Genomic DNA, 19,867 nt, shown 5'->3' on the forward strand with positions numbered 1-19,867 from the left:
ATCATGGCCTTTCCTCCTTATAAACCGCCCTCACGCACCTTCTATGACGTTGTCATCGTCGGTGGCGCGGCCGTGGGCTCTTCGGCGGCCTATTGGCTGAGCCAGGCAATGGGCAGCCACTGCTCAATCCTCGTAGTCGAGCGCGACTCCACCTACGAATTTTCCTCTACCGCACTTTCGACAAGCGCCATTCGTCAGCAATATTCCAACCCGATAAATGTGAAGATCAGCCAGTTCGGCATCGACATCATCCGTAATTTTCCAGAGCGGATGGCGCCCTTCTACAAGGACGAGCCGGCCCCCGATCTCGGCTTCAAGGAATATGGCTATCTCTACTGCTGCTCACCTGAGGGTGTGGAGGCGGCGCGCGAACGCGTCGACCTGCAGCGCAGCCTCGGCGCTCATACTGTCTTCCTCGAACCGGGCCCGCTGAAGGAGCGTTTTCCCTGGCTCAATGTCGAGGATCTCGGCGGCGGTTCCTGGGGCGCACGCGAAGAGGGCTGGTTCGATTCCATGGGCTTGCTCAACGGCTTCCGCCGCGCTGCCCGCGCCAGCGGCGTCGAGTATATCGACAACGCAGTTACCGGATTGGATATCGCCGGTGGGCGCGTCGTCTCTGCCCGCCTCGCGACCGGCCAGACGATTTCCTGCGGAACCCTGGTCAACGCCGCCGGCCCGCGCGCGCAGCAGGTCGCCGCCATGGCCGGCCTGTCCATCCCGGTCGCACCTTACAAGCGGTACAGCTTCGTCTTCGCCAGCGCCACTCCGATCCCCGGCCGCATGCCCAATGTCATCGACCTCTCCGGCACCTTCGTGAGGCCGGAAGGCGAGCTTTTCCTCACCGGCAACACGCCGCAGGGCGACGGACCGGCGGACTATGACGACTTCGAAATGCACTTCGAGGAGTTCGACGATTACATCTGGCCAGCGCTCTGGCACCGCATTCCGACCTTCGATGCGCTGAAAGTCCAGACCAGCTGGACCGGCCACTACGAATACAACATGCTCGACCACAACGGCATTGTCGGCTTCCACCCCGAGGTGACCAACTTCATGTTCGCCAATGGTTTTTCGGGACACGGGCTGCAGCAGTCGCCGGCCGTGGGCCGGGCGGTGTCGGAACTGATCGTGCACAGCGCTTTCCAGACGCTCGATCTGTCGCCGTTCAGTTATGAGCGCATACCGCGAAATGAGCCGTTTTTGGAAGAGGCGGTTATTTGAGCCGGTGACCGGTTTAGTGATGGGGGCCTCAGGTCCCTAACGTTCATGAAGTGAGCTCCCCGGGCTCTCCAGCGGCGCGCAGCCGAGTTCTCTTCTGAGAAGGCAAAAGCATGACACCCAGAACCGACGAAATCCGCTTAGGCGCTGACATTGGCGGCACGTTCACCGACATTGCGCTTGAACTCAGGGGGACGCTGTTCTCGACCAAGGTGCTGACCAATTACGCGGCGCCCGAGCAAGCGATCCTCGACGGCATCGCCGTCGTCACGCATGATGCCGGGATTTCGCCTGCCGAGATCGGCATCATCATTCACGGCACGACGCTCGCCACCAACGCCCTGATCGAACGCCGCGGCGCCAAGACCGCGCTGGTCACGACCGAAGGGTTTCGCGACGTAATCGAGATGCGGACCGAAAACCGCTTCGAACAATATGATCTGAACCTGCAGCTGCCAACGCCGCTCATCCCGCGCGAGCACCGCTTCACGGTGAAGGGCCGGATCGGCGCCGAGGGACAGGAACTGCAGCCGCTCGACGAAGCCGCGCTGGAGGAGATTGCCGGACGGATCGCGGCCGGCGGCTTCGGCTCCGTGGCGATCGGCTTCATCCATGCCTACACCAATCCGGCGCATGAGCGCCGTGCGCGCGAAATCCTGTCCCGCAAGCTCAGCATCCCGATTTCGATCAGCGCCGAAGTGTCGCCGCAGATGCGCGAGTTCGAGCGCTTCAACACGGTCTGCGCCAACGCCTATGTGCGGCCGCAGATGGCCGACTACCTCGCCCGCTTCCAGACGCGGCTGAAGGAGATGGGCGCTGAATGCCCCGTCTTCATGATCCATTCCGGCGGCGGCCTGATCTCCGTGGAGACGGCTTCCGAATTTCCCGTGCGCCTGGTCGAGTCCGGCCCGGCCGGCGGCGCCATCTTCGCCGCCGACATAGCCAGGCGCTTCGGTCTGGAAAAGGTCGTTTCCTACGACATGGGCGGCACGACCGCCAAGATCTGCCTGATCGAGGATTTTGCGCCGCGCACAGCGAGAACCTTCGAGGTGGCGCGCACCTACCGCTTCTGCAAGGGCTCGGGCATGCCGATCTCTATTCCCGTGATCGAGATGATCGAGATCGGCGCCGGCGGCGGCTCCATCGCCTGGGTCGATGCCATGGGCCGGATCCAGACCGGGCCGGAAAGTGCCGGATCGGAGCCGGGGCCAGCCTGCTACGGCCGCGGTGGCAAACGCCCGGCGATCACCGACGCCGATTTGGTGCTGGGCAAGCTCGACCCCGACAATTTCGCCGGCGGCGCGATCCGGCTCGACACGGCAGCGTCGGAACAGGCCATCCTGCGCGATGTCGGCGAGCGCCTGTCGCTCGACGCCATGTCGACGGCCTTCGGCATCTGCGAGGTGGTGGACGAGAACATGGCCAATGCCGCCCGCGTCCACGCGGTCGAGAACGGCAAGAACATTTCCGACAATGTGATGATCGCCTTCGGCGGCGCCGCCCCGCTTCACGCGGCAAGGCTTTGCGAAAAACTCGGCATCGAGCGCTGCATCGTGCCCAAGGGCGCCGGCGTCGGATCGGCGATCGGTTTCCTCAAGGCTCCCTTCGGCTACGAGGCGCTGGCGTCGAAGCTGACCCGCCTGTCGCGGTTCGAGCCGGCCGAAATCAATGCGCTGCTCGGCGACCTCAAGGCGTCAGCCGAAAGCTTCGTGCGCAGCGGCGCCAGCGGCAGCATCACCTGCGAGATCACCGCCTTCATGCGTTATGCCGGCCAGGGCTGGGAAATCCCCGTTCCGCTGCCGGACAAGCCGTTCGGCGTGGATGCCGTCACAGGGCTGAAGGACCTGTTCGAGGCGAACTACCAGCGCTTCTTCGGCCGCGCCATCGAAGGGCTCGACGGGCTGGAGATCGAGATCGTCACCTGGTCGGTCAAGGCGACGGATATCCGGCCTGATGTCGCCAGGCATGAACTTACGGCAGGCACGCGGACCAGCACGCCGGCCATTACTCGCGCAGTGTTCGATCCGGCAAGTGGGGAGCCGCAAACCTACGGCATCGTCGAACGTGATACGCTCTGCGCGGGCGATCGCGTCGCGGGGCCGGTGGTCATCGTCGAACGCGAGACATCCACCGTTGTCACCACCAGCTTCGACGCCGTCATCCAGAGCGACGGCGCCATCCTCCTGATCCGCAAAGGCAGCCAGTCATGAGCGACATCAGTGACATCCGCATGCAGGTGATGTGGAACCGGCTGATCTCGGTGGTCGAGGAGCAGGCGCTGACCTTGCTGCGCACCGCTTTCTCGACTTCGGTGCGCGAGTCCGGCGACCTGTCGGCCGGCGTGTTCGATCCGCGCGGCCAGATGCTGGCGCAGGCGGTGACCGGCACGCCCGGCCATGTCAACACCATGGCCGAGGCCGTGCTGCATTTCATGAACGAAATCCCGCGCGACACCATGTTCGAGGGCGACACCTACGTCACCAACGATCCCTGGCTGGGCACCGGCCATCTGCACGACATCACCATGGTGTCGCCGTCCTTCCTGAACGGCGAGCTGGTGGCCTTCTTCGCCTGCACGGCGCATGTCGTCGATGTCGGCGGGCGCGGCTTCGGCGCCGACGGCAAGTCGGTCTACGAGGAAGGCATCCAGATCCCGATCATGAAGTTTGCCGAAAAGGGCAAGGTCAATCTCGACCTGGTCAGGATCCTGCGCGCCAATGTCCGCGAGCCCAACCAGGTGGTCGGCGATTTCTATTCGCTCGCCGCCTGCAACGAGGTCGGTCATCGCCGGCTCGTCGACATGATGAAGGAGATCGGGCTCTCCTCGCTCGACGGGCTTGGCGACTTCATCTTCTCGCGCACACGCGACGCCATGCTCGAACGCATCAAGGCGCTGCCGAAGGGCAGTTGGTCGAACGAACTCGTCACTGACGGCTATGACGCGCCGGTGAAGCTGGCGGCAAGAGTGTCGGTCCGCGACGACCATGTCGAGGTCGATTTCACCGGCACCGACCCGATGAGCCGCTGGGGCATCAACTGCCCGATCATCTACAGCAAGGCCTATGCCTGCTACGCGCTGAAATGCGTGGTGGCACCCGACATTCCCAACAACGCCGCCTCGCTCGCCTTCTTCACCGTGACGTCGCCAGTCAACATCCTGAACGCGGTGCGGCCGGCGCCGGTGGCGCTCAGGCACATTTTCGGCCACATGGTCCCCGATCTCGTGCTGGGCGCGATCTCCCAAGCCATGCCCGGCAAGATCCTTGCCGAAGGCGCCGGCGCGCTGTGGAACATCCACATCTCGGTGCGGCCGGTCGCGGGCGGCCAGGGCCGCCGTGCCGAAGTGCTGATGTTCAACTCCGGCGGCATGGGCGCCCGGCCCGGCCTCGACGGCCTGTCGGCGACGGCTTTCCCTTCCGGCGTGCACACCATGCCGATCGAGGCGACGGAGCATACCGGGCCGATCGTCATCTGGCGCAAAGAGTTGCGCCCTGACTCCGGCGGCGACGGCGAATTCCGCGGCGGCCTCGGACAGGTTATCGAGATCGCGGCGATCGAGGGCCACGAATTCGATTTCTCGGCAATGTTCGACCGCGTCAATCACCCTGCCCACGGACGCAATGGCGGTGGACCTGGCGTGGCCGGCGTGGTGAAGCTGGACGACGGCACGCAGATGCGGCCCAAGGGCTGGCAGCATGTTCCGGCCGGCCGGCGGCTGATCCTGGAATTGCCGGGCGGCGGCGGTTATGGCGATCCGGCCAAACGTTCCCAGTCGGCTGTCGCCGAAGACAAATCCAAGAGTTACGTTTCGGAGAACAAACGATGAGCTATATCGCGTCCCGCCTGTCAGTGGTGAAACCTTCTGCGTCCATGGCTGCATCCATGGCAGCAAAGGCACTCAAGGCGAAGGGAGTCGACGTTATTGATCTCGGGCTGGGTGAGCCGGACTTCCCGACCCCGCCGCACATCATCGAGGCGGCGTACCAGGCAGCGAAGTCCGGGCAGACGCTGTACACGGCGTCGACCGGCACACCTGAGGTGCGGGAAGCCGTTGCCGGCAAGTTCCGGCGCGAGAATGGCCTCGATTGCAAGGCAGAGGACATTATTGTCGCCAACGGCGCCAAGCAGATCATCTTTAATGCATTGATGGCAACCCTCGAGCCCGGTGACGAAGCGATCTTGCCCGCACCTTACTTCGTATCCTATCCGGAGATGGTGAAGCTTTTGGGTGGTGTGCCCGTAGCGGTCGAATGCACGGAAACCACCGGCTTCAAGCTGACGCCCGACCTCTTGAACAAGGCGATTACACCACGCACGAAGTGGCTGTTCCTGAATATGCCGGGCAATCCATCCGGCGCGGTCTATTCGGAAGCAGAATTGAAGGCGCTGGGCGTTGTCCTGGGGAAACACAGCCATGTGCTGGTGCTTTCGGACGAGATCTACGAACATATCCTATTCGACGGACGCGAATTCGTCTCTTTCGGAAAGGCTTGCCCTGAGCTGAAAGAGCGCACATTGATCGTCAACGGTGTTGCCAAAGCCTATGCAATGACCGGATGGCGCGTCGGCTACGCCGCCGGTCCGTCTCCGCTGATCAAGGCAATGGCGACGATACAGAGCCAGTCGGTGACCTCCGTATGCTCGATCGCCCAGGCGGCGACCGTCGCCGCGCTGAACGGTCCGCAAGAAGAGGTTGGCCGTTTCCGTGAGGCTTTTGAAAAACGCCGAAACCTGGTGGTAGACGGCATTCGCAAGATCAATGGGCTGACGCTCTCCCCTCCGGAAGGAGCCTTTTATGCCTATATCGGCTGTTCGAGCCTGATCGGCAGGAAGACGCCGAACGGCGACGTGCTGATGGACGACACGGCAGTGGCGAATTACCTGCTCAACGAGGGGCGTGTCGCCTCCGTTCCAGGCGTCGCCTATGGCCTTTCACCTTATTTTCGCATCTCAACCGCCACCAGTGACGAGGTGCTCACCCAAGCCGTGGCACGCATCAAAGCGGCCGTCGCACAAGTGGAATAGACGATGCCCAGATATGAACGGATTCTGATTACCGGAGCGGCCGGCCGCCTCGGCAGTGTATTGCGCCCCGGACTCGCGCATCTGGCAACAAAAATCCGATTGGCGGCGCGCGAGCCATTCCCGGACCTCATGCCTAATGAAGAACAGGCGATTTTCGACCTTTCGGACATGGAGGCAACGATCGCCGCTACCGAGGGGTGTGATGCGATCGTGCATTTCGGCGGCGCGTCCGTCGAAAGCCCTTGGCAGACGATCCTCAATTCCAGTATCCGCGGCTCCTATCACATCTATGAGGGAGCCCGGAAACATGGCGCGAAACGGGTGATCTACGCTTCATCGGTCCATGCCATTGGGTTTCATGAGGTTGAAGCTCAGATCGGCGTCGACGCTCCCGTCCGGCCCGACAGCCTCTATGGCGTATCGAAGAATTTCGTCGAGAGCCTGAGCTGCATGTATTGGGACAAATTCGGCATAGAATCTGTTTGCCTACGGATTTTCTCGTCGTTTTCTGAGCCGACCGACCGTCGCCATCTATGGTCCTATCTTTCATTCGATGACTGCGTCCGGCTGGTCGCCGCGTCACTGACAGCGCCGCGCGTCGCTCATACGATCTCGTACGGCCTGTCGCACAACAGGGTCAAAACGGTCAACAACAGCGGGGCAAACCATCTGGGTTACATCCCGCAGGATAGTTCGGAGCCATTTCGCGCTGCAGTTGAGGCCAAGACCCCGGCTCCAGATCCGAATGCGCTGGCGACGAAATATCTTGGCGGCTTCTTCTGCGAACTTGGCCACCCGGATGACAAGAATGACCGCGGGCGTTGAGATGCCGCCGGCGGACCGCTTGAATTGTACATGGTGATATTGTGGACGCCAAAGTGGGGTCGGAACAAGGCCAGAGTGGCGTGCCAAGGCTGGTCCGCATCGGGAAGGAGCCGATGCCCCTGACTCTGACGCCGAAGCGTCTGGGCCCAGAGACGGATGATGTGGTCCCGAAAGGCGCCGAGCGACCAAAATTTGGTCGGTACGGCATGATACGCATTATAGCCGGTGAGCACCTGCTTCAGCCATCGTCCTTGCTGGGGGATGGGCCAATGCATACGCCGTCGCAGTTCGTTCTTGATCTCCTTCAGCTTCGCCGCCCTGCGGTCCCTCCGGCTTTTCCGGAGGATCTGGAACCGACCCTGCCGGGTCAATGTGGGTGAAGCCAAGGAAGTTGACGTCTCCGGTTTGCCAAGCCCCTTCCTGCGGCGGGCCTGAGCCGCATAGCGGCCAAACTCGATTAGTCGGGTCTTTTCCGGATTGAGCTGCAACGAAGCCGAATGGCTACTGACCCCGACCCTAGCGTTTATGAAAGTCGACTGATATTTCAATTTTCCTGAATAAATTACGAACATTGGAAATGACATCAACTTGAAAAGCCAATCGCTAAAACGCGCGTCGCATAGCAACGTAAAATTCATGTTTTTCAAGAATGTTTAACTTGCCAGTTTAAATCATACTAGTTAATTCTTGCCACGCCAAATGATCGCTGTCTGAGCTTTGCCGGGCAGCCGGGATTATTGTACCACTTTGCGAACGCGCGGGGTTGGGAATAGCCCAGCAGTCAGCTACTGGGCCACGAATTCTGGTCCTGAAAAAGCCAAATTACTTTGGGAGAGCCTGACGATGTTGTGTCTTCGAAGCAATCAGAACGCGATTCACGGCTTCCTTACTCTCCCGACCCTCTTCAGGCGACGACAACTAGCCAAAGGTGTCCGATGCGGTGAGAAGAGACGCCTACGAGTTGCTCTCATAGAGATTGCAGCGACGCCTCTGCGCTGATTCGCCGTTTATCGCCAATCCGTACGAAGCGCCGCCTCTAAGGACCTCTCGTGTAGCTTCGGCACAAATCAAACCTCGTCATGAACTATTGATGAATGAGGCTGGGGGTCTGGGGCGGTCTTGGCTCCCTTCTGTCGAAGCGCGTGGCCAGCACCTTCGAAGGCACCATCCTCCTGGCCGCGCGCAGCCCAGCGCGCGCGAACCTACCGTGCAATGATACACCGACCAAAGAATAAGGATAAAGTTCAATGACGAAATCGAAACTGGTCCAGCTCGACGATAGGCTTCGCGCCCAGCGCCAGTCTTTCGACAAACTCCCGATCATCGATGTGGGCCCGCTGCTGGATGGAAGTGACGCACGAAGCGTGGCGAAGGAAATTCGATGGGCGCTGACCAATGCCGGTTTCATGTACATCAAGAACCACGGTTTGCCGGGGGAGTTGGTGACGGAGACCTTTGCGCAGGCTCGGGGGTTCTTTGACCTGCCGACCAACGAAAAGATGAAGTTGCACATCAGCAATTCTGGCGTCGCGTTACGCGGTTATATTGAATTCTTCGGCGAGAACACCGATCCGTCGAGAACCAGGGATTTAAAAGAGTGCTTCGACGTCGGCCCCGAGCGGCCGAGTGTCGAAGGGCCGTTCTTTGGGCCCAACCAGTGGCCGGTCACGCTGCCCGGCTTCCGAGAGACCGTGCTGGCCTATTACGAGGCGATGAAGGAGCTTTCGATGAGGATTTTGAGCGGAATAGCGCTCAGCCTTGATCTTCCATCAGATTTCTTCGAGCCGCGAATGAAGGATCCAATCATGATCCAGCGCTTGCAACACTATCCACCGCAGACAGGGGTTGTGGACGAGAAGATCATCGGTATCGGCGCGCATACCGACTTTGGCAGCCTAGCCATTCTCGCGCAGGATAGCGTCGGGGGGCTTCAGGTGATGAATCGGAACGGTGTCTGGGTCGAGGGCACCCCGATCCCTGGCACCTTCGTCATCAACATCGGCGACCTCGTGCAGAAACTGACCAACGACCTCTATCTTGCCAACCTGCATCGGGTGGTGAACACCTCCGGACGGGAACGCTATTCGATACCGTTCTTCATTGATGCAGATTATGACGCTGTTTTCGCGCCCTTGGAGAGCTGCGTCTCCGAGGCGAACCTGGGGCGATACCAGCCGATCACTTGCGGAGCGTATAAGTTCGGAAAATTTGTCAACACATTCCCATATTTGGGAAGAAATCGCCACAACTGACCCGGAACCAGTTGGAGCGCGAAAATGAAGCACTCCGCTGACGGCGCAATCGCACGGCCCGCCGCATCCAGAGCATCTGCCTTGGCCAATACTCGTTTGGACGACGCCCGACGCAGTGCGACGACGACCAGCCGGGGATGCGCTGGCCTGTTGACTGCGAGGTCACCGCAAAGTGAATGTTAAGAACGGTCAGGAGGCTACGACGATCTCGTACGCACTTAGTCTGCAGCCGGTGAGGTGTTGCGCCTCCATAGTCTGAAATATTTGCTGGTTCGACATCCCCAAGACGGTGCTCCGATTGATCCGGCGGGCAGAAGCTTCCACTTCCACCGTTTCCAATGATTTCCGAAGGGTTTTGATTCGCGCCGCACAAACTGCGGGTTTCATTTGGCAAATGCTGGCGTGGCGATCCGCCCAGCGACGATTCTGACCAGCCATAGATAAGCCCTGCTTGGAAAAAATTGACCGCATCCCACACGAAACACGTAGCGCATCCAAGCTTCGGAGCGTCACGCGGCGAACGTGGCGAAAGCATACAGAATAGGAATCCGAATTCCGAACTCAGCACGTCTCTGCAGGCAATGCGGTCCTCTTGCCTCTATTATCTTGTCACCCGCCAAGGCGAAAGCGCCTTCATGAAGGAGTTCGTCTGCTGGTGCCCCCTCTCGTGTTGCCTTCTGTGGTTGCCGTCCGATGGGCGAGGAGCTTCTGACTTTCTAAACGTGTGATCGAGTGCGGTCTTCTGTCAGGCCTTTGAGTGCGGCATTTGTCGAAGCCGCTGGCAGGCATGGTGATCTGCGGCTCGGGTCCAAATCTCAAGTGCGTGCCTGAAAGCACCGAGGCGACGGCTGGTCTATCGACAAGACCTTCGGAACCTGCAGAATCGAACCGGTGGAGCCAGTCGCGTAGTGTCTGATTGGCGCCCACTCGGCTTACGGCAATCTGACAATCCTTGCGCAGGACTGCCGCGCTTCATTGCGGAGAGCTTTATGGCGAACCAGTCCGCAAACGGGCGTGCTTTCGAAACCGCCCGCGGGCGGATTTCAGCTCCGTGGAACTGTGTTGCGGTTCGGCCAGACTTTTAGACCTTTATCCAGACTTCTCGTCCGACGGCCCCACCGTTTCGTGGATGACCTCACGCACGGACCATCTCGGAGGGAAACGGTTGCGGATACAACCCGAGTACCGGGCTTCTTGCTACTCCTCATACAGTGACCGGCTCGTACCTCGTCACCATGACGATGCCGCGCATGTCCATCCACAAACCCTTTGTCCGAGCTGGGCAAGAAATGTCGCAACCCGACGAAAGGGTCGCCGGGCCAGCCTGTCGTGATGGGTGAGTGGTGCAACATGCAAGACGGTAGACATGGTCGGCTCGCGCTTTGGAAAATTCCAAACACTATGAACCGACAAACTTTGAAAACAACCCTATCTTTCTCGGAAGCTGCCCGGGTTTTTGTTAAGGTACGGCGCGTAGAATCCCGACACGAGCATCGGATGATCGTGAGGCAATTTGGAGAAACCTCCCGCTGAACCTCGGCAGTTTTCCGATGAACAAAGACATACTGATATCCCGATGCACTCGAACTCCGAGGTAGCGTAGTCCCAGGTTACTTCGACGCCAGAAGAAATCTGCTTGATAGCGAAAAAATCGTAGGCTCCGAAGCGATTAGGTACAATCGCTAAATTTGGATCACAAGAATGATTCACAATGACAGCCGGTTTTTGAAAAAGAGCATGGACATTCCAGTCCAATTGAAACGAGTTCGTTGTCCGAGTCCTTTCCATGCGGTCGATTAGCCCAATGATAGCAATCTCCCCCGGCAGGAAATCTCGAGCAGCGAATACGCCGTGCCCCCTATCGCCATCCGTGTTGAGCACTCTAACGTTGCGGGCATTGAGTTGCTTTGCGCAGCCGACATCGTCCGTCAAAATAGATAGACTTTTGTTTATGTTCTGAGTCAACATGGTCAGTTACGTCCCTTCGAAGACTATTACTGCGGAGCGATGCTCTACTTAACGTAGAGATATGCTGAGAATTCTTCATCGATTTTTCCGGAGTTTCATTCGCTCAAATCCCAACAGCGCCGAGGCTGTGTACGAGGCGGTGGATTTGTCCTTGGCGATCTGACACAGACCTGACAAGTAGCTTTCCTTCCTTCGTTCCATCCATCGTGGCTGCTCATGACATGATTGCCGGTCGGCAGCTCTCGCCGACCAAACGGCTTCAAAACTCGTGCCAATCTGGCGGATCGAGCCGAAAAAATTTGTGGTCGATTTTTTCAGCCGTTTAGCCTGATGCAAAACAAGAGGTTGGCTAACAAGCGTGGGTACGGAAACCGACAAAGGCGATACGAGATGTCGAATGGCGCTGGTTGAGACCGCTTTGCGTCGACGTCGGAGGCCGGAAGAAGGAAGACATGGGGGCAACTTTGATCGGGAAACCACTGCAAGGACTTCGGTCTACGTTCGTTCCAGCCTGCCATTGATCTGGGCGTTTCGCAGATTAAGCAGGAGATGGCGCCCAACCGTGACCAACGCACCAGCCGTTCTTGCAGATTCATTAATCGACGTTCATGGTCTACGGATATGCGCGGTCGACGCCACTCGCCTTCGCGTCAGTGGGTCGGGTAGTAGGCTGGCCACAAATTCGAACTGCGATCGGTGGAAATCTGTTTCTCCAGGTGCCTAACTTTTTGAAGTCCGAAGATGCAGGCGAGCAGTTCATTCTGCTGCCGGATGGGGGGCCGGTGGCAGTCCCGACCGGGCTCCGCGCGACCAATAGCCGCGCTGGCTCGCCCTAATGAGACCTGTGCGCGGGTGTCTGGACCGGCGGGCCAAATTATGGTTCCCTCAATGCGAACAATTGGATTGATGGAATCGTATGGGACGTCGGCGCATTGGTCAGGAAAAGTTCGGTTTTGCCGTTGATCGCGGTCAGCATTCGTCTTTGGACGCGCTTGCCAGACTGATTGACTGGGTGCCGATCGAGCGCCATCTGGCCGTTATTTCCTGCGCGGCCAGGCCGGCCGCCATCTTTTCGATGACCTTGAAGATCCTGTTTCGCCAGAAGAGTTGCTCCGACGATGATCTCCCTCGAAGGGCCGCAAGGCTTCTCGAAAAAAATCGAGATCGAGTTGCTGTTGCCCGACTTTCTGCTCCAATTCCCTGATCCGGCGCCTGGCCTTGGTCAGTGCCTTTTCCTGAACCGCCGGCACATCAACTGAGCTCTTCAACTGCGCGATCCCGTCAGCTCCTGCTGACGATCTGGCCGGCCGGCCGCGCCGCCGTGACTTCAGACTACCACGGAGTCTGAGTTGATCACGCCACTCGTAAAGTCGTTGGCGACTGATTCCAACCTCATCCGCCAACTTGCTGACAGTTTCGCCCGCCTCAATGCGCTGGAGAAGCTCCAGTTTTTGATCTTCATCAATGACCCTTTGCCGTCTGGCCATGCCCCAGTTTCCTCTCCTTGTCCGCGATTTTCCGTGTCTCAGTCCAGGGGTGCACTCCACTTGGCTAATGTTTCGGAATTTCGGTGTGGTCTCCTCGTCGGCAACACTCGGGAAGGGCTCGGGCAGCTGTCTCCGTCGGGACGAGACGAGACTTACTGCGTGTTTCAGTAATTCCTAAATATTATTTTCTAATCCCAACATCTCAAAAGCTGTGAGGATAGTCTAGGCGAAATGAGGAATACCGGACAATACTGCACAATCTTAGAGACCACGCTAGCCTCTCCCTTTTGACGCGCCGATGCGTCGACTTCAGCAGAAGCCGCATTTCCTTCGGGTTCTTATTGTATCGATATAAGCCATTGCGTCTTCGATCTGGTGCTGGATTGTCGGCACGTGAGCCCCTGCGACAAAAATGAAATTCCTCGACGTCAGTCGTGACTGGGGACGAGTGGGCAATCATCCCAGATTTGTCGTCATATTCGCTCGAACAAACAACGCGATCTGCGAACTTTTTTCGAGGTATCCTGATGCTTGTATGCGGCGTCCTGGCAATCTGCGGTGTCCGCTTCCCTTCCTCGACTCCGTTAGCCTCGCCTTCATCGTTGCGCTCGGCCTTCTAATCGCCGCCGCGTTAGACCTTGCGCTGGCGGGAGCAGCGGTCATCGTTGGGCTCTTCCGCGGCCACTCACACGGCATCAGCGACCGCGGGCGGTCTCGAATATGTCGCCGGCTTCGTCCGCTCGCTGCACCACTAGAATGGCTGCCCCTGGCACGTGCGGAGATTCCCCATGGAACTCCTAAATGGCCGCAGAAATTTTCCATGACGTTGCAGGCCGCTCTGGCCAACTAGGCGTCGCCGTGGGTCGGCACCGGTTGGTGCGACCCCTCATAGGGGAAGGATCGCGAGAATGGGTGAGGCAGATCGCGGCCGAACAGCGGGACACCTCATCCGGACGCCGAGACGAACTGTCGGGTTTGTCGAGTGCGCGACATTGGGCGGTCGGCTTCGAGTCGATGTACTCTGATTTAAGCTTTGAACAATATGCAGAAACACTTTTCTGATGCTCCTTCTGCTCAGTTGGCACGACTTTTGAGCCTTATAGCGAGGCAGCAGGAGCTGCGAGCGGCGGGGCAGAAAGCCCCGCGCCTTGGTAGCACTTATGGAAGAGAGGATGCCTTCAAATGGCGAAACTCAGATGCACGACGCGCCGCTGAGATCACATTTCGGCTTCAGCAGGTCGGAGCCCCCAGCCAAAATCCAGCAATTCGGAGGGTACCCCGACACATCTTCAGCAACAGGGAACCATCAAAAATGTCCTCGTTTTCGATCATGAACAACAAAATTGATCCGACGCGCCGGGCGATGGCGCAGAAGCCGGATGGGACCATAGACGACAATGATCGGATGGAGATCGGACCGACAGATGTCGCCTTCGCCGAGTGGGCAGCGTTAGGCCTCACTCCTCCCAACCTGGAACGGATGAGAAAAACTCGTCTAGAACGCATCGTGCAACAGCTGCGCCAACGAGATTACGCCGGCGTACTGTGCTTTGATCCACTGAACATCCGATATGCAACTGATTCCTCGAACATGCATGTCTGGATCATGCACAATCCGTCGCGGGCCGTATTCGTGTCAGCGGACGGTTATGTCGTTCTCTGGGACTTTCATCGTTGCAGTCATCTGTCGACTTACTTGCCGCTCATCAACGAAATTCGGGACGGTGGGGCGGGCTTCTACTATTTCGTCGCCGGCGACCAGGAAGAGGCAATTGCCAAGGATTTTGCGGAACAAATCGACGAACTCCTGCGCCGTTTTGGTGGTAAAAATCGACGTCTTGCCATCGACAAAATCGAGATTGCTGGCCTGCGAGCTCTCGATGCACTCGGCGTCGAGGTTTGCAACGGCATGCAGCTTATGGAACATGCTAGGGCCATCAAGAGTATCGACGAGATCAATGCGATGCGCTGTTCGCTAGCCACATGCGAAACTGCGGTTGCCAAGATGCGCGAACGTTTGCAGCCGGGCATAGCCGAAAACAGAATTGTGGTCGGTTCTTCATGCCGAAAACATCGCCCGCGGTGGTGAGTGGATCGAAACTCGCATTTTGACTTCCGGCCCGCGCACGAACCCGTGGATGCAGGAAGCCGGCCCACGCCGCATACTGCCAGGAGATCTGGTCGCCTTCGACACCGACATGATCGGACCTTACGGGATGTGCGCAGATTTCTCCCGAACCTGGTACTGTGGCGACGGTCGCCCCACCGACGAACAGCGAAGACTACACGAAATCGCTCACGAACACGTGATGAAGAATATAGCCCTTTTGAAGCCTGGAGTGTCTTTCACCGAGCTTACGGAACGTGGTCACAAGCTTCCCGTAGAATTCGTCGAGCAGCGTTATGGCATGATGATGCACGGCATCGGACTATGCGACGAATATCCAGCAATCCTTTACCCCGAAGACTTCATACCTGGAGCATTCGACTACGTGCTCGAGCCCGGTATGACGTTTTGTGTCGAGGCTTACATCGGCGCGGTTGGTGGCCGCGAAGGCGTGAAGCTGGAAGAGCAGGTGCTGGTCACCGAGAGCGGCGTTGAAAATCTTACGAAATGCCCGTTTGACGCGGCGTTGATGGGAGCATAAGGATTTGTGGGGCGGTCAAGCGGCGCGGACGTTTCGCCGTTCTCGTGATTGTCGTTCGCCATGCCGCGATACCATTGCCGGAAGGTCGAGCGCAGGGAGCCGTCGAGGGTCTGCGTGCGGGTTTGCAGCAAAAGATGTGCGCCGATCCTGCTCCACTGCATCTGCTGTTTCTTGGCGAACCGCTTGGAGATGACGGCGTTAACGGTGGCCTCGACGAAGGCCGAGGAGATGCGTTCTCCGGACCGGTAGCGTTCGCCGTAATTGATCAGGCTGGCCCTGTTGGAGGCGATGTAGGTCTGGAACTCGCCGATAGCGGTCAGGAACTTGCGCATGTTCGGATAGCCTGTTTCGAGACCTTCCGCGTCGAATCGCAGGCCGGCGATTTCGTCACGGGCACGATAGACGTTACCATGCCAGAGATGCCATTTGATCCCGCGCAGGGTTTCAAGCAGGTTCTGTCCGGCCTGCTCGTCGTGGTTTTCGAACCCTTGAGCAAACTGGCGAAGGACCGTGATGCGCATGGTGATATGGAACCAGTCGAGGACATGCTCGCTCGCCGGGGCGATCATCTCGGCGAGCGAGCGGACTTCTTCCCCACCGTCGGTGATGAAGGTGATATCCTGATTGGCTTGGACGCCCTGCTTCTTGAGATGGTCGAGAATGCGCCGTTGCGGCCTGCGATCATAGCCGTGGACGAAACCTATGTAGCGCGGAGCGCCGACTTCAGGCAGCGAGCGGCCGACGATCAGTTCGAAATTCTTCTTCCGGTCGTCACGGTCGCGGATGTAGCCGCCATCCAGGCCGATGACGATGCGGCCATCGGGAACAGGCAGGTTCATCCAGTCGCGCGGGCAGGCATCCTGCATGAAGGATACCTGCTCTTCCGTCAACTCCCGCTCGATGCGGCGAGCGGTGCGCAGCGCATGCTGCCGGACTGTTGTCGCGTTGGCGCCGCAATCGATCGGCAGCACGTCGGCCAGCAACTCGGCCGCGGCGGCATAGGGCACGAGCGAGGCCCACCGGGTTTCCAGATAGAGGCGTTCGGGCGCGATGTGGTCTGGGATCAGTGTCCGCAACGGCGAGACCGTTGCAGGGCTGCTCGCGCCGTCCGTTCGCGGCAGGAAATAGCGCGGGCTTTTCAGGCGCACGTCGCCGAATAGCGTATGAAAGGTGACGGGATAGCTTCCCTTGCTGCGCAGGCGACGCCCATCAAGCTCGCGGTTTTCGCTCAGCCAAAGTTCCACCTGCGTCTCCACCATCGCCTGCTGCAATTTCGCAAGAAGGCTTTTCGCCTCCGACAACGAGAGACCGAGATCCTCGGCCCCTCTCGTCACCTTCACCAGATCGGCGACCGTCTCGGTCGCGATTCTTTCGCCATCGTCATCTATCATCTGCAATACCAGCCGCGCCCGCATGTCGTCTTCCCGCATCGAGTTTTCCAGAATGACCGGAGTGGAAAAACTGATTGCGCCCGTGACGCCCGTTTCTCCTCTGCGGCCTGCCGGAAACGCTGATAAAGACCATCAGTTAGCAATCCGAAAATCGTCCGGTAACCCGACATGACCTCGATAAAGCGGACCGCAAACGCCATCGCAACAATCCTGATCCAGGAAGGGATCGACTACCTGCAAAGCACGGCGGTCATCAAACGCACCTGCACAGGCCTGGCCGGTGATCGCCGCCGGAACGGCGGAGGGTCGAGGAGGAACTTGACCGTCATCAACCATGCTTATGACGCCGGCGGAACGACAGGTCTGTTGCTCCAGACCCTGCTCGAAACCGGGCTGCATACCGATCCGCCGGGAACTGGCGCAGACGCTCCGGCTTCATAGCGTCCGGCATGCCCTACACCTACAGCCGCCAGTGCATCGGCCCGATCGTTCGCCAGATTTCAGGGAAGGCCGGGATCACCAAGCGGGTCTATCCGCACCTTCTGCACTACACCATGGCGACGAAACTGTGGTGGCTCGTCATGGACATCACCGATGTGCAGCGTTTCCTTGGCCACGAGAATATCGAGACGACGCGCCCCTACGCCGAAACCACGGCCGCGACCCTGCGCCGGAAATTCGATCAGATCACGGACCCGGCTGCGCAGGCGTTGTTTCGGGCGTCCGGCACACTCGCGGTGATGATGCCACCCTTCTGGGGGCCAACCTGCTTTCGAAAGATCAGGTCGCCAGGTCCGTCACATCTGCTGGTGCATGAGGATCAGATGTTCGCTCTGCCGCAGGCGATCATTCACTTTCCGCCCCTCGAACGACTGGCCCAGCAGAGTAGCTCGGCCTTTGATCCGAAAGAGCAACTCATGCAATTCCCCAGCGCGGTCCGGATCATCGAGCACCCCAAGGGACCGGGTGTCGCCGATTTCCGTGATGAATTCCAATGCTGTGGCGAGATCCTCATGGAGGTCAGGCCCGAGCGCCTCGTCCCTCTGCCACATCCAGGCTCTCGGTCCACCACAATCCTCAGGCGGACAGTTGCTGTCGCCGCCCGTACACGCCGGATAGTGAGCGCCGTGTTTGACAGGCCGGCGCTCCTCTAGCCGGACCTCGTGCTCCCAGGGGGTGTTGAGGTCGTACTCATACAGGAACCGGCTGCCCTTACGCAGTTGCAGATTGCCAAGTGTGACAACCGGAGAGCGGGCACCCGCCTCCCACGAGCCATACCGCACCGTGTGAATGACGAACTGGTAAAGGTGTATGCCTTCCCATCCCATCGCGACCTGAAGGACGCCATGAAACTCGCGTAGCGTCATCGTCGAGGGAACCTGAACCCTACGCCACACCATCGGGCTCACGTCGTGCAGCCAGATGCGGAATTGCAGGATGGAAATCACATCCTCCGAGGCTGCCGCCTCTCCGGCAGTTTTCGTCGCTGCCCGTTTTGCCCTTCTCAAATCCGCCGGTCCCGTCGAAATTCAATGGTGACGACATACTCCGGTCCAGCCCGCCCCACAAATCCTCACATGGGGAACTTTGTGTCAAATTGAATCCTAGACCTCTATTTCGTCCGGTATCCAGGGTCTGAGCCCGATTGCGTGACGCGGTCCGCCATCCGAACCTGGTCCACCTCACATGCGGTCGCCGCTCGCAACGGCTGCACCAATATCCCGCTTACGGCGGGTGCGGGGCTCAGATGAACGAAACCATTCTCATGCACGGTTGTTGGAAGCCATGGAATTGTTCGGTTCGTTCACCTGGATCCGTCGGGCTGATTAGGCCCCAGGGATAGGAAATCAGGTTCGATGCCGTCAGGCTGACTTCATGGCCGCTCCTTCTATGACGATGCCTGCGGTCGCGTATTTCCAGAGCGCGACGAGCAGCTTGCGGGCGAGCGCCACGATTGCGGACTTCTTGAGACGACCGCCATTGCGTGTCACCCGTTCCCGAAACCAGCGGGCCGGCGCTGAGTCCGGCTGATGGCGCAGCCACAGCCAGGCGAGTTGGACCATCGTCACCCGTAATCGTGAATTACCCGCCTTCGAGACGCCCTGCTCGCGGTCGATCGATCCGCTCTGCCATGGCGATGGCGCGAGCCCGGCATAGGAGGCAACCTGCCTGCGGTTGTCGAAGTGCCGGAACAGCCCTTCGGAATGGAGGACCTCCGCGAACTCTGGTCCTATGCCCTTGAGTTTCAGCAGCATGGCGCCCGGCATAGACGTATCTGCAATCTGCGCACTCAAAAGCGCGTCCCGCTCGGCCTCCACGGCCTTGATCTGTGCAAGCAGGAGTTCAAGACGATCTAGTTCTCGGTTGATCTGGGCCTTGATGCGGACAGGCAGCGCCCGGCCATCCCCAGTGCGAAGCTCATCCAGACGCTTGCGCCGATCGCGGCGTAGTGGTTCATAATCCCTAATTCCCTGGCTGAAGAGCAGGCCCTTGATCCGGTTGGAGTGCTCGATCCGCTCGGCGATCAACGTCTTGCGCTCCCGGCTGATCCGGCGACGGTCCTCGTCCTCGGGCGTTGGTACCCGCACCATCGAGCAGACACGCGGCTCTCCGCGCCTGTAGGCCATCAGTGTGCGGACCAGCGTCTCGCCGTCGATCCGGTCGGTCTTCGCACGGCGACGCCGACGCGACACGGCAATCGAAGCGGCATCGACGACATGGCTTTCGATCCAGTCTTGCTGGCGCAGCACCCGATCGATCCAGAACCCGTCGAGACCAGCTTCCTGAATCACCACGAGCGGATAGCACTTGCCCGTGCGCGCCTGCGCCTTCTTGCGCAGGTCATCAAAGCGCGCAAACAGTCCGGTGATATCGCCGCCGGTAACGGCGTGTCTCGACATTTTCTCTCCACCGCCCGGCGAGAGAGATGTGATTAGCCAAGTCGATTTCCCGAGTTCCATCGAAACAAAAATCGCGCCAAGATTGACGCGGATTGCGACAGACGCCTCTGGATGATCAGCTGCAGAATGCATGGTTCTCCTCCAGTGAGTTTT

At 59.2% G+C, this 19,867-nt stretch carries 13 protein-coding genes and 2 pseudogenes; 10 read left to right on the top strand and 5 right to left on the bottom strand.

Translation table 11 applies throughout. The features are described 5' to 3' along the window. Nucleotides 1–3: 3 nt before the first annotated feature. From AC0V7N_RS39345 to AC0V7N_RS39370, 6 genes are all read left to right on the top strand, one after another. The gene (locus tag AC0V7N_RS39345) at nt 4–1,221 is read left to right on the top strand and encodes an FAD-dependent oxidoreductase (RefSeq protein ID WP_496628620.1); all 1,218 of its coding nucleotides are present in this window, start codon (nt 4–6) and stop codon (nt 1,219–1,221) included. Nucleotides 1,222–1,331: 110 nt separating this feature from the next. Beyond that, nucleotides 1,332–3,428: a hydantoinase/oxoprolinase family protein gene (locus AC0V7N_RS39350; RefSeq protein ID WP_496628621.1), complete on the top strand. Its 2,097-nt coding sequence runs from the start codon at nt 1,332–1,334 to the stop codon at nt 3,426–3,428. Next, nucleotides 3,425–5,044, top strand: a complete 1,620-nt coding sequence (locus tag AC0V7N_RS39355) for a hydantoinase B/oxoprolinase family protein (RefSeq protein WP_496628622.1) — start codon at nt 3,425–3,427, stop codon at nt 5,042–5,044. The genes AC0V7N_RS39350 and AC0V7N_RS39355 overlap by 4 nt, the downstream gene beginning before the upstream one ends. After that, nucleotides 5,041–6,243: an aminotransferase class I/II-fold pyridoxal phosphate-dependent enzyme gene (locus tag AC0V7N_RS39360; protein ID WP_496628623.1), complete on the top strand. Its 1,203-nt coding sequence runs from the start codon at nt 5,041–5,043 to the stop codon at nt 6,241–6,243. The genes AC0V7N_RS39355 and AC0V7N_RS39360 overlap by 4 nt, the downstream gene beginning before the upstream one ends. Nucleotides 6,244–6,246: 3 nt before the next feature. Then, nucleotides 6,247–7,068: an NAD-dependent epimerase/dehydratase family protein gene (locus AC0V7N_RS39365; RefSeq protein WP_496628624.1), complete on the top strand. Its 822-nt coding sequence runs from the start codon at nt 6,247–6,249 to the stop codon at nt 7,066–7,068. A gap of 1,247 nt (nt 7,069–8,315) precedes the next feature. Beyond that, nucleotides 8,316–9,320, top strand: a complete 1,005-nt coding sequence (locus AC0V7N_RS39370) for a 2-oxoglutarate and iron-dependent oxygenase domain-containing protein (RefSeq protein ID WP_496628625.1) — start codon at nt 8,316–8,318, stop codon at nt 9,318–9,320. Nucleotides 9,321–10,748: 1,428 nt separating this feature from the next. Here the strand turns inward: AC0V7N_RS39370 and AC0V7N_RS39375 are convergent. Together AC0V7N_RS39375 and AC0V7N_RS39380 are read right to left on the bottom strand one after the other, a co-directional pair. Next, nucleotides 10,749–11,288 carry an SET domain-containing protein-lysine N-methyltransferase gene (locus tag AC0V7N_RS39375; protein ID WP_496628626.1) on the bottom strand — a complete coding sequence of 180 codons (540 nt, stop codon included), beginning with the start codon at nt 11,286–11,288 and terminating at the stop codon, nt 10,749–10,751. Nucleotides 11,289–12,325: 1,037 nt separating this feature from the next. Continuing rightward, on the bottom strand, nt 12,326–12,775 hold the full coding sequence (locus AC0V7N_RS39380) for a helix-turn-helix domain-containing protein (RefSeq protein WP_496628627.1): 450 nt from the start codon (nt 12,773–12,775) through the stop codon (nt 12,326–12,328). A 1,312-nt stretch (nt 12,776–14,087) separates the two neighbouring features. Here AC0V7N_RS39380 and AC0V7N_RS39385 point away from each other — a divergent pair. Together AC0V7N_RS39385 and AC0V7N_RS39390 are read left to right on the top strand one after the other, a co-directional pair. Beyond that, nucleotides 14,088–14,864 carry a hypothetical protein gene (locus tag AC0V7N_RS39385; RefSeq protein ID WP_496628628.1) on the top strand — a complete coding sequence of 259 codons (777 nt, stop codon included), beginning with the start codon at nt 14,088–14,090 and terminating at the stop codon, nt 14,862–14,864. Continuing rightward, nucleotides 14,821–15,423 carry a M24 family metallopeptidase gene (locus AC0V7N_RS39390; protein WP_496628629.1) on the top strand — a complete coding sequence of 201 codons (603 nt, stop codon included), beginning with the start codon at nt 14,821–14,823 and terminating at the stop codon, nt 15,421–15,423. Before AC0V7N_RS39385 ends, AC0V7N_RS39390 begins: the two co-directional genes overlap by 44 nt. 23 nt (nt 15,424–15,446) lie before the next feature. On the opposite strand, the pseudogene AC0V7N_RS39395 reads toward AC0V7N_RS39390, so the two are convergent. Next, a pseudogene (locus AC0V7N_RS39395) lies at nt 15,447–16,838 on the bottom strand (ISKra4 family transposase); the annotation flags it as partial. Between the two features lie 144 nt (nt 16,839–16,982). Between AC0V7N_RS39395 and AC0V7N_RS39400 the strand changes: the two are divergent. Next, on the top strand, nt 16,983–17,255 hold the full coding sequence (locus AC0V7N_RS39400) for a hypothetical protein (RefSeq protein ID WP_496628630.1): 273 nt from the start codon (nt 16,983–16,985) through the stop codon (nt 17,253–17,255). A gap of 8 nt (nt 17,256–17,263) precedes the next feature. Continuing rightward, nucleotides 17,264–17,968, top strand: a complete 705-nt coding sequence (locus AC0V7N_RS39405) for a tyrosine-type recombinase/integrase (RefSeq protein ID WP_496628631.1) — start codon at nt 17,264–17,266, stop codon at nt 17,966–17,968. On the opposite strand, the pseudogene AC0V7N_RS39410 reads toward AC0V7N_RS39405, so the two are convergent. Then, nucleotides 17,924–18,214 (bottom strand): annotated as a pseudogene (locus AC0V7N_RS39410) (plasmid pRiA4b ORF-3 family protein); the annotation flags it as partial. The gene AC0V7N_RS39405 and the pseudogene AC0V7N_RS39410 sit on opposite strands and share 45 nt — an antisense overlap. A gap of 462 nt (nt 18,215–18,676) precedes the next feature. Continuing rightward, the gene (locus AC0V7N_RS39415; protein ID WP_496628632.1) at nt 18,677–19,846 is read right to left on the bottom strand and encodes an IS110 family RNA-guided transposase; all 1,170 of its coding nucleotides are present in this window, start codon (nt 19,844–19,846) and stop codon (nt 18,677–18,679) included. Between the last annotated feature and the right edge of the window lie 21 nt (nt 19,847–19,867).

The sequence above is a fragment of the Mesorhizobium kamtschaticum genome (assembly GCF_056174585.1).

Excerpts from the sequence above, each read along its gene's own strand:
- AC0V7N_RS39345 (WP_496628620.1), top strand. The coding sequence starts at position 4 with ATGGCCTTTCCTCCTTATAAACCGCCCTCACGCACCTTCTATGACGTT.
- AC0V7N_RS39350 (WP_496628621.1), top strand. The coding sequence starts at position 1,332 with ATGACACCCAGAACCGACGAAATCCGCTTAGGCGCTGACATTGGCGGC.
- AC0V7N_RS39355 (WP_496628622.1), top strand. The coding sequence starts at position 3,425 with ATGAGCGACATCAGTGACATCCGCATGCAGGTGATGTGGAACCGGCTG.
- AC0V7N_RS39360 (WP_496628623.1), top strand. The coding sequence starts at position 5,041 with ATGAGCTATATCGCGTCCCGCCTGTCAGTGGTGAAACCTTCTGCGTCC.
- AC0V7N_RS39365 (WP_496628624.1), top strand. The coding sequence starts at position 6,247 with ATGCCCAGATATGAACGGATTCTGATTACCGGAGCGGCCGGCCGCCTC.
- AC0V7N_RS39370 (WP_496628625.1), top strand. The coding sequence starts at position 8,316 with ATGACGAAATCGAAACTGGTCCAGCTCGACGATAGGCTTCGCGCCCAG.
- AC0V7N_RS39375 (WP_496628626.1), bottom strand. The coding sequence starts at position 11,288 with ATGTTGACTCAGAACATAAACAAAAGTCTATCTATTTTGACGGACGAT.
- AC0V7N_RS39380 (WP_496628627.1), bottom strand. The coding sequence starts at position 12,775 with ATGGCCAGACGGCAAAGGGTCATTGATGAAGATCAAAAACTGGAGCTT.
- AC0V7N_RS39385 (WP_496628628.1), top strand. The coding sequence starts at position 14,088 with ATGTCCTCGTTTTCGATCATGAACAACAAAATTGATCCGACGCGCCGG.
- AC0V7N_RS39400 (WP_496628630.1), top strand. The coding sequence starts at position 16,983 with ATGACCTCGATAAAGCGGACCGCAAACGCCATCGCAACAATCCTGATC.
- AC0V7N_RS39405 (WP_496628631.1), top strand. The coding sequence starts at position 17,264 with ATGCCCTACACCTACAGCCGCCAGTGCATCGGCCCGATCGTTCGCCAG.
- AC0V7N_RS39415 (WP_496628632.1), bottom strand. The coding sequence starts at position 19,846 with ATGCATTCTGCAGCTGATCATCCAGAGGCGTCTGTCGCAATCCGCGTC.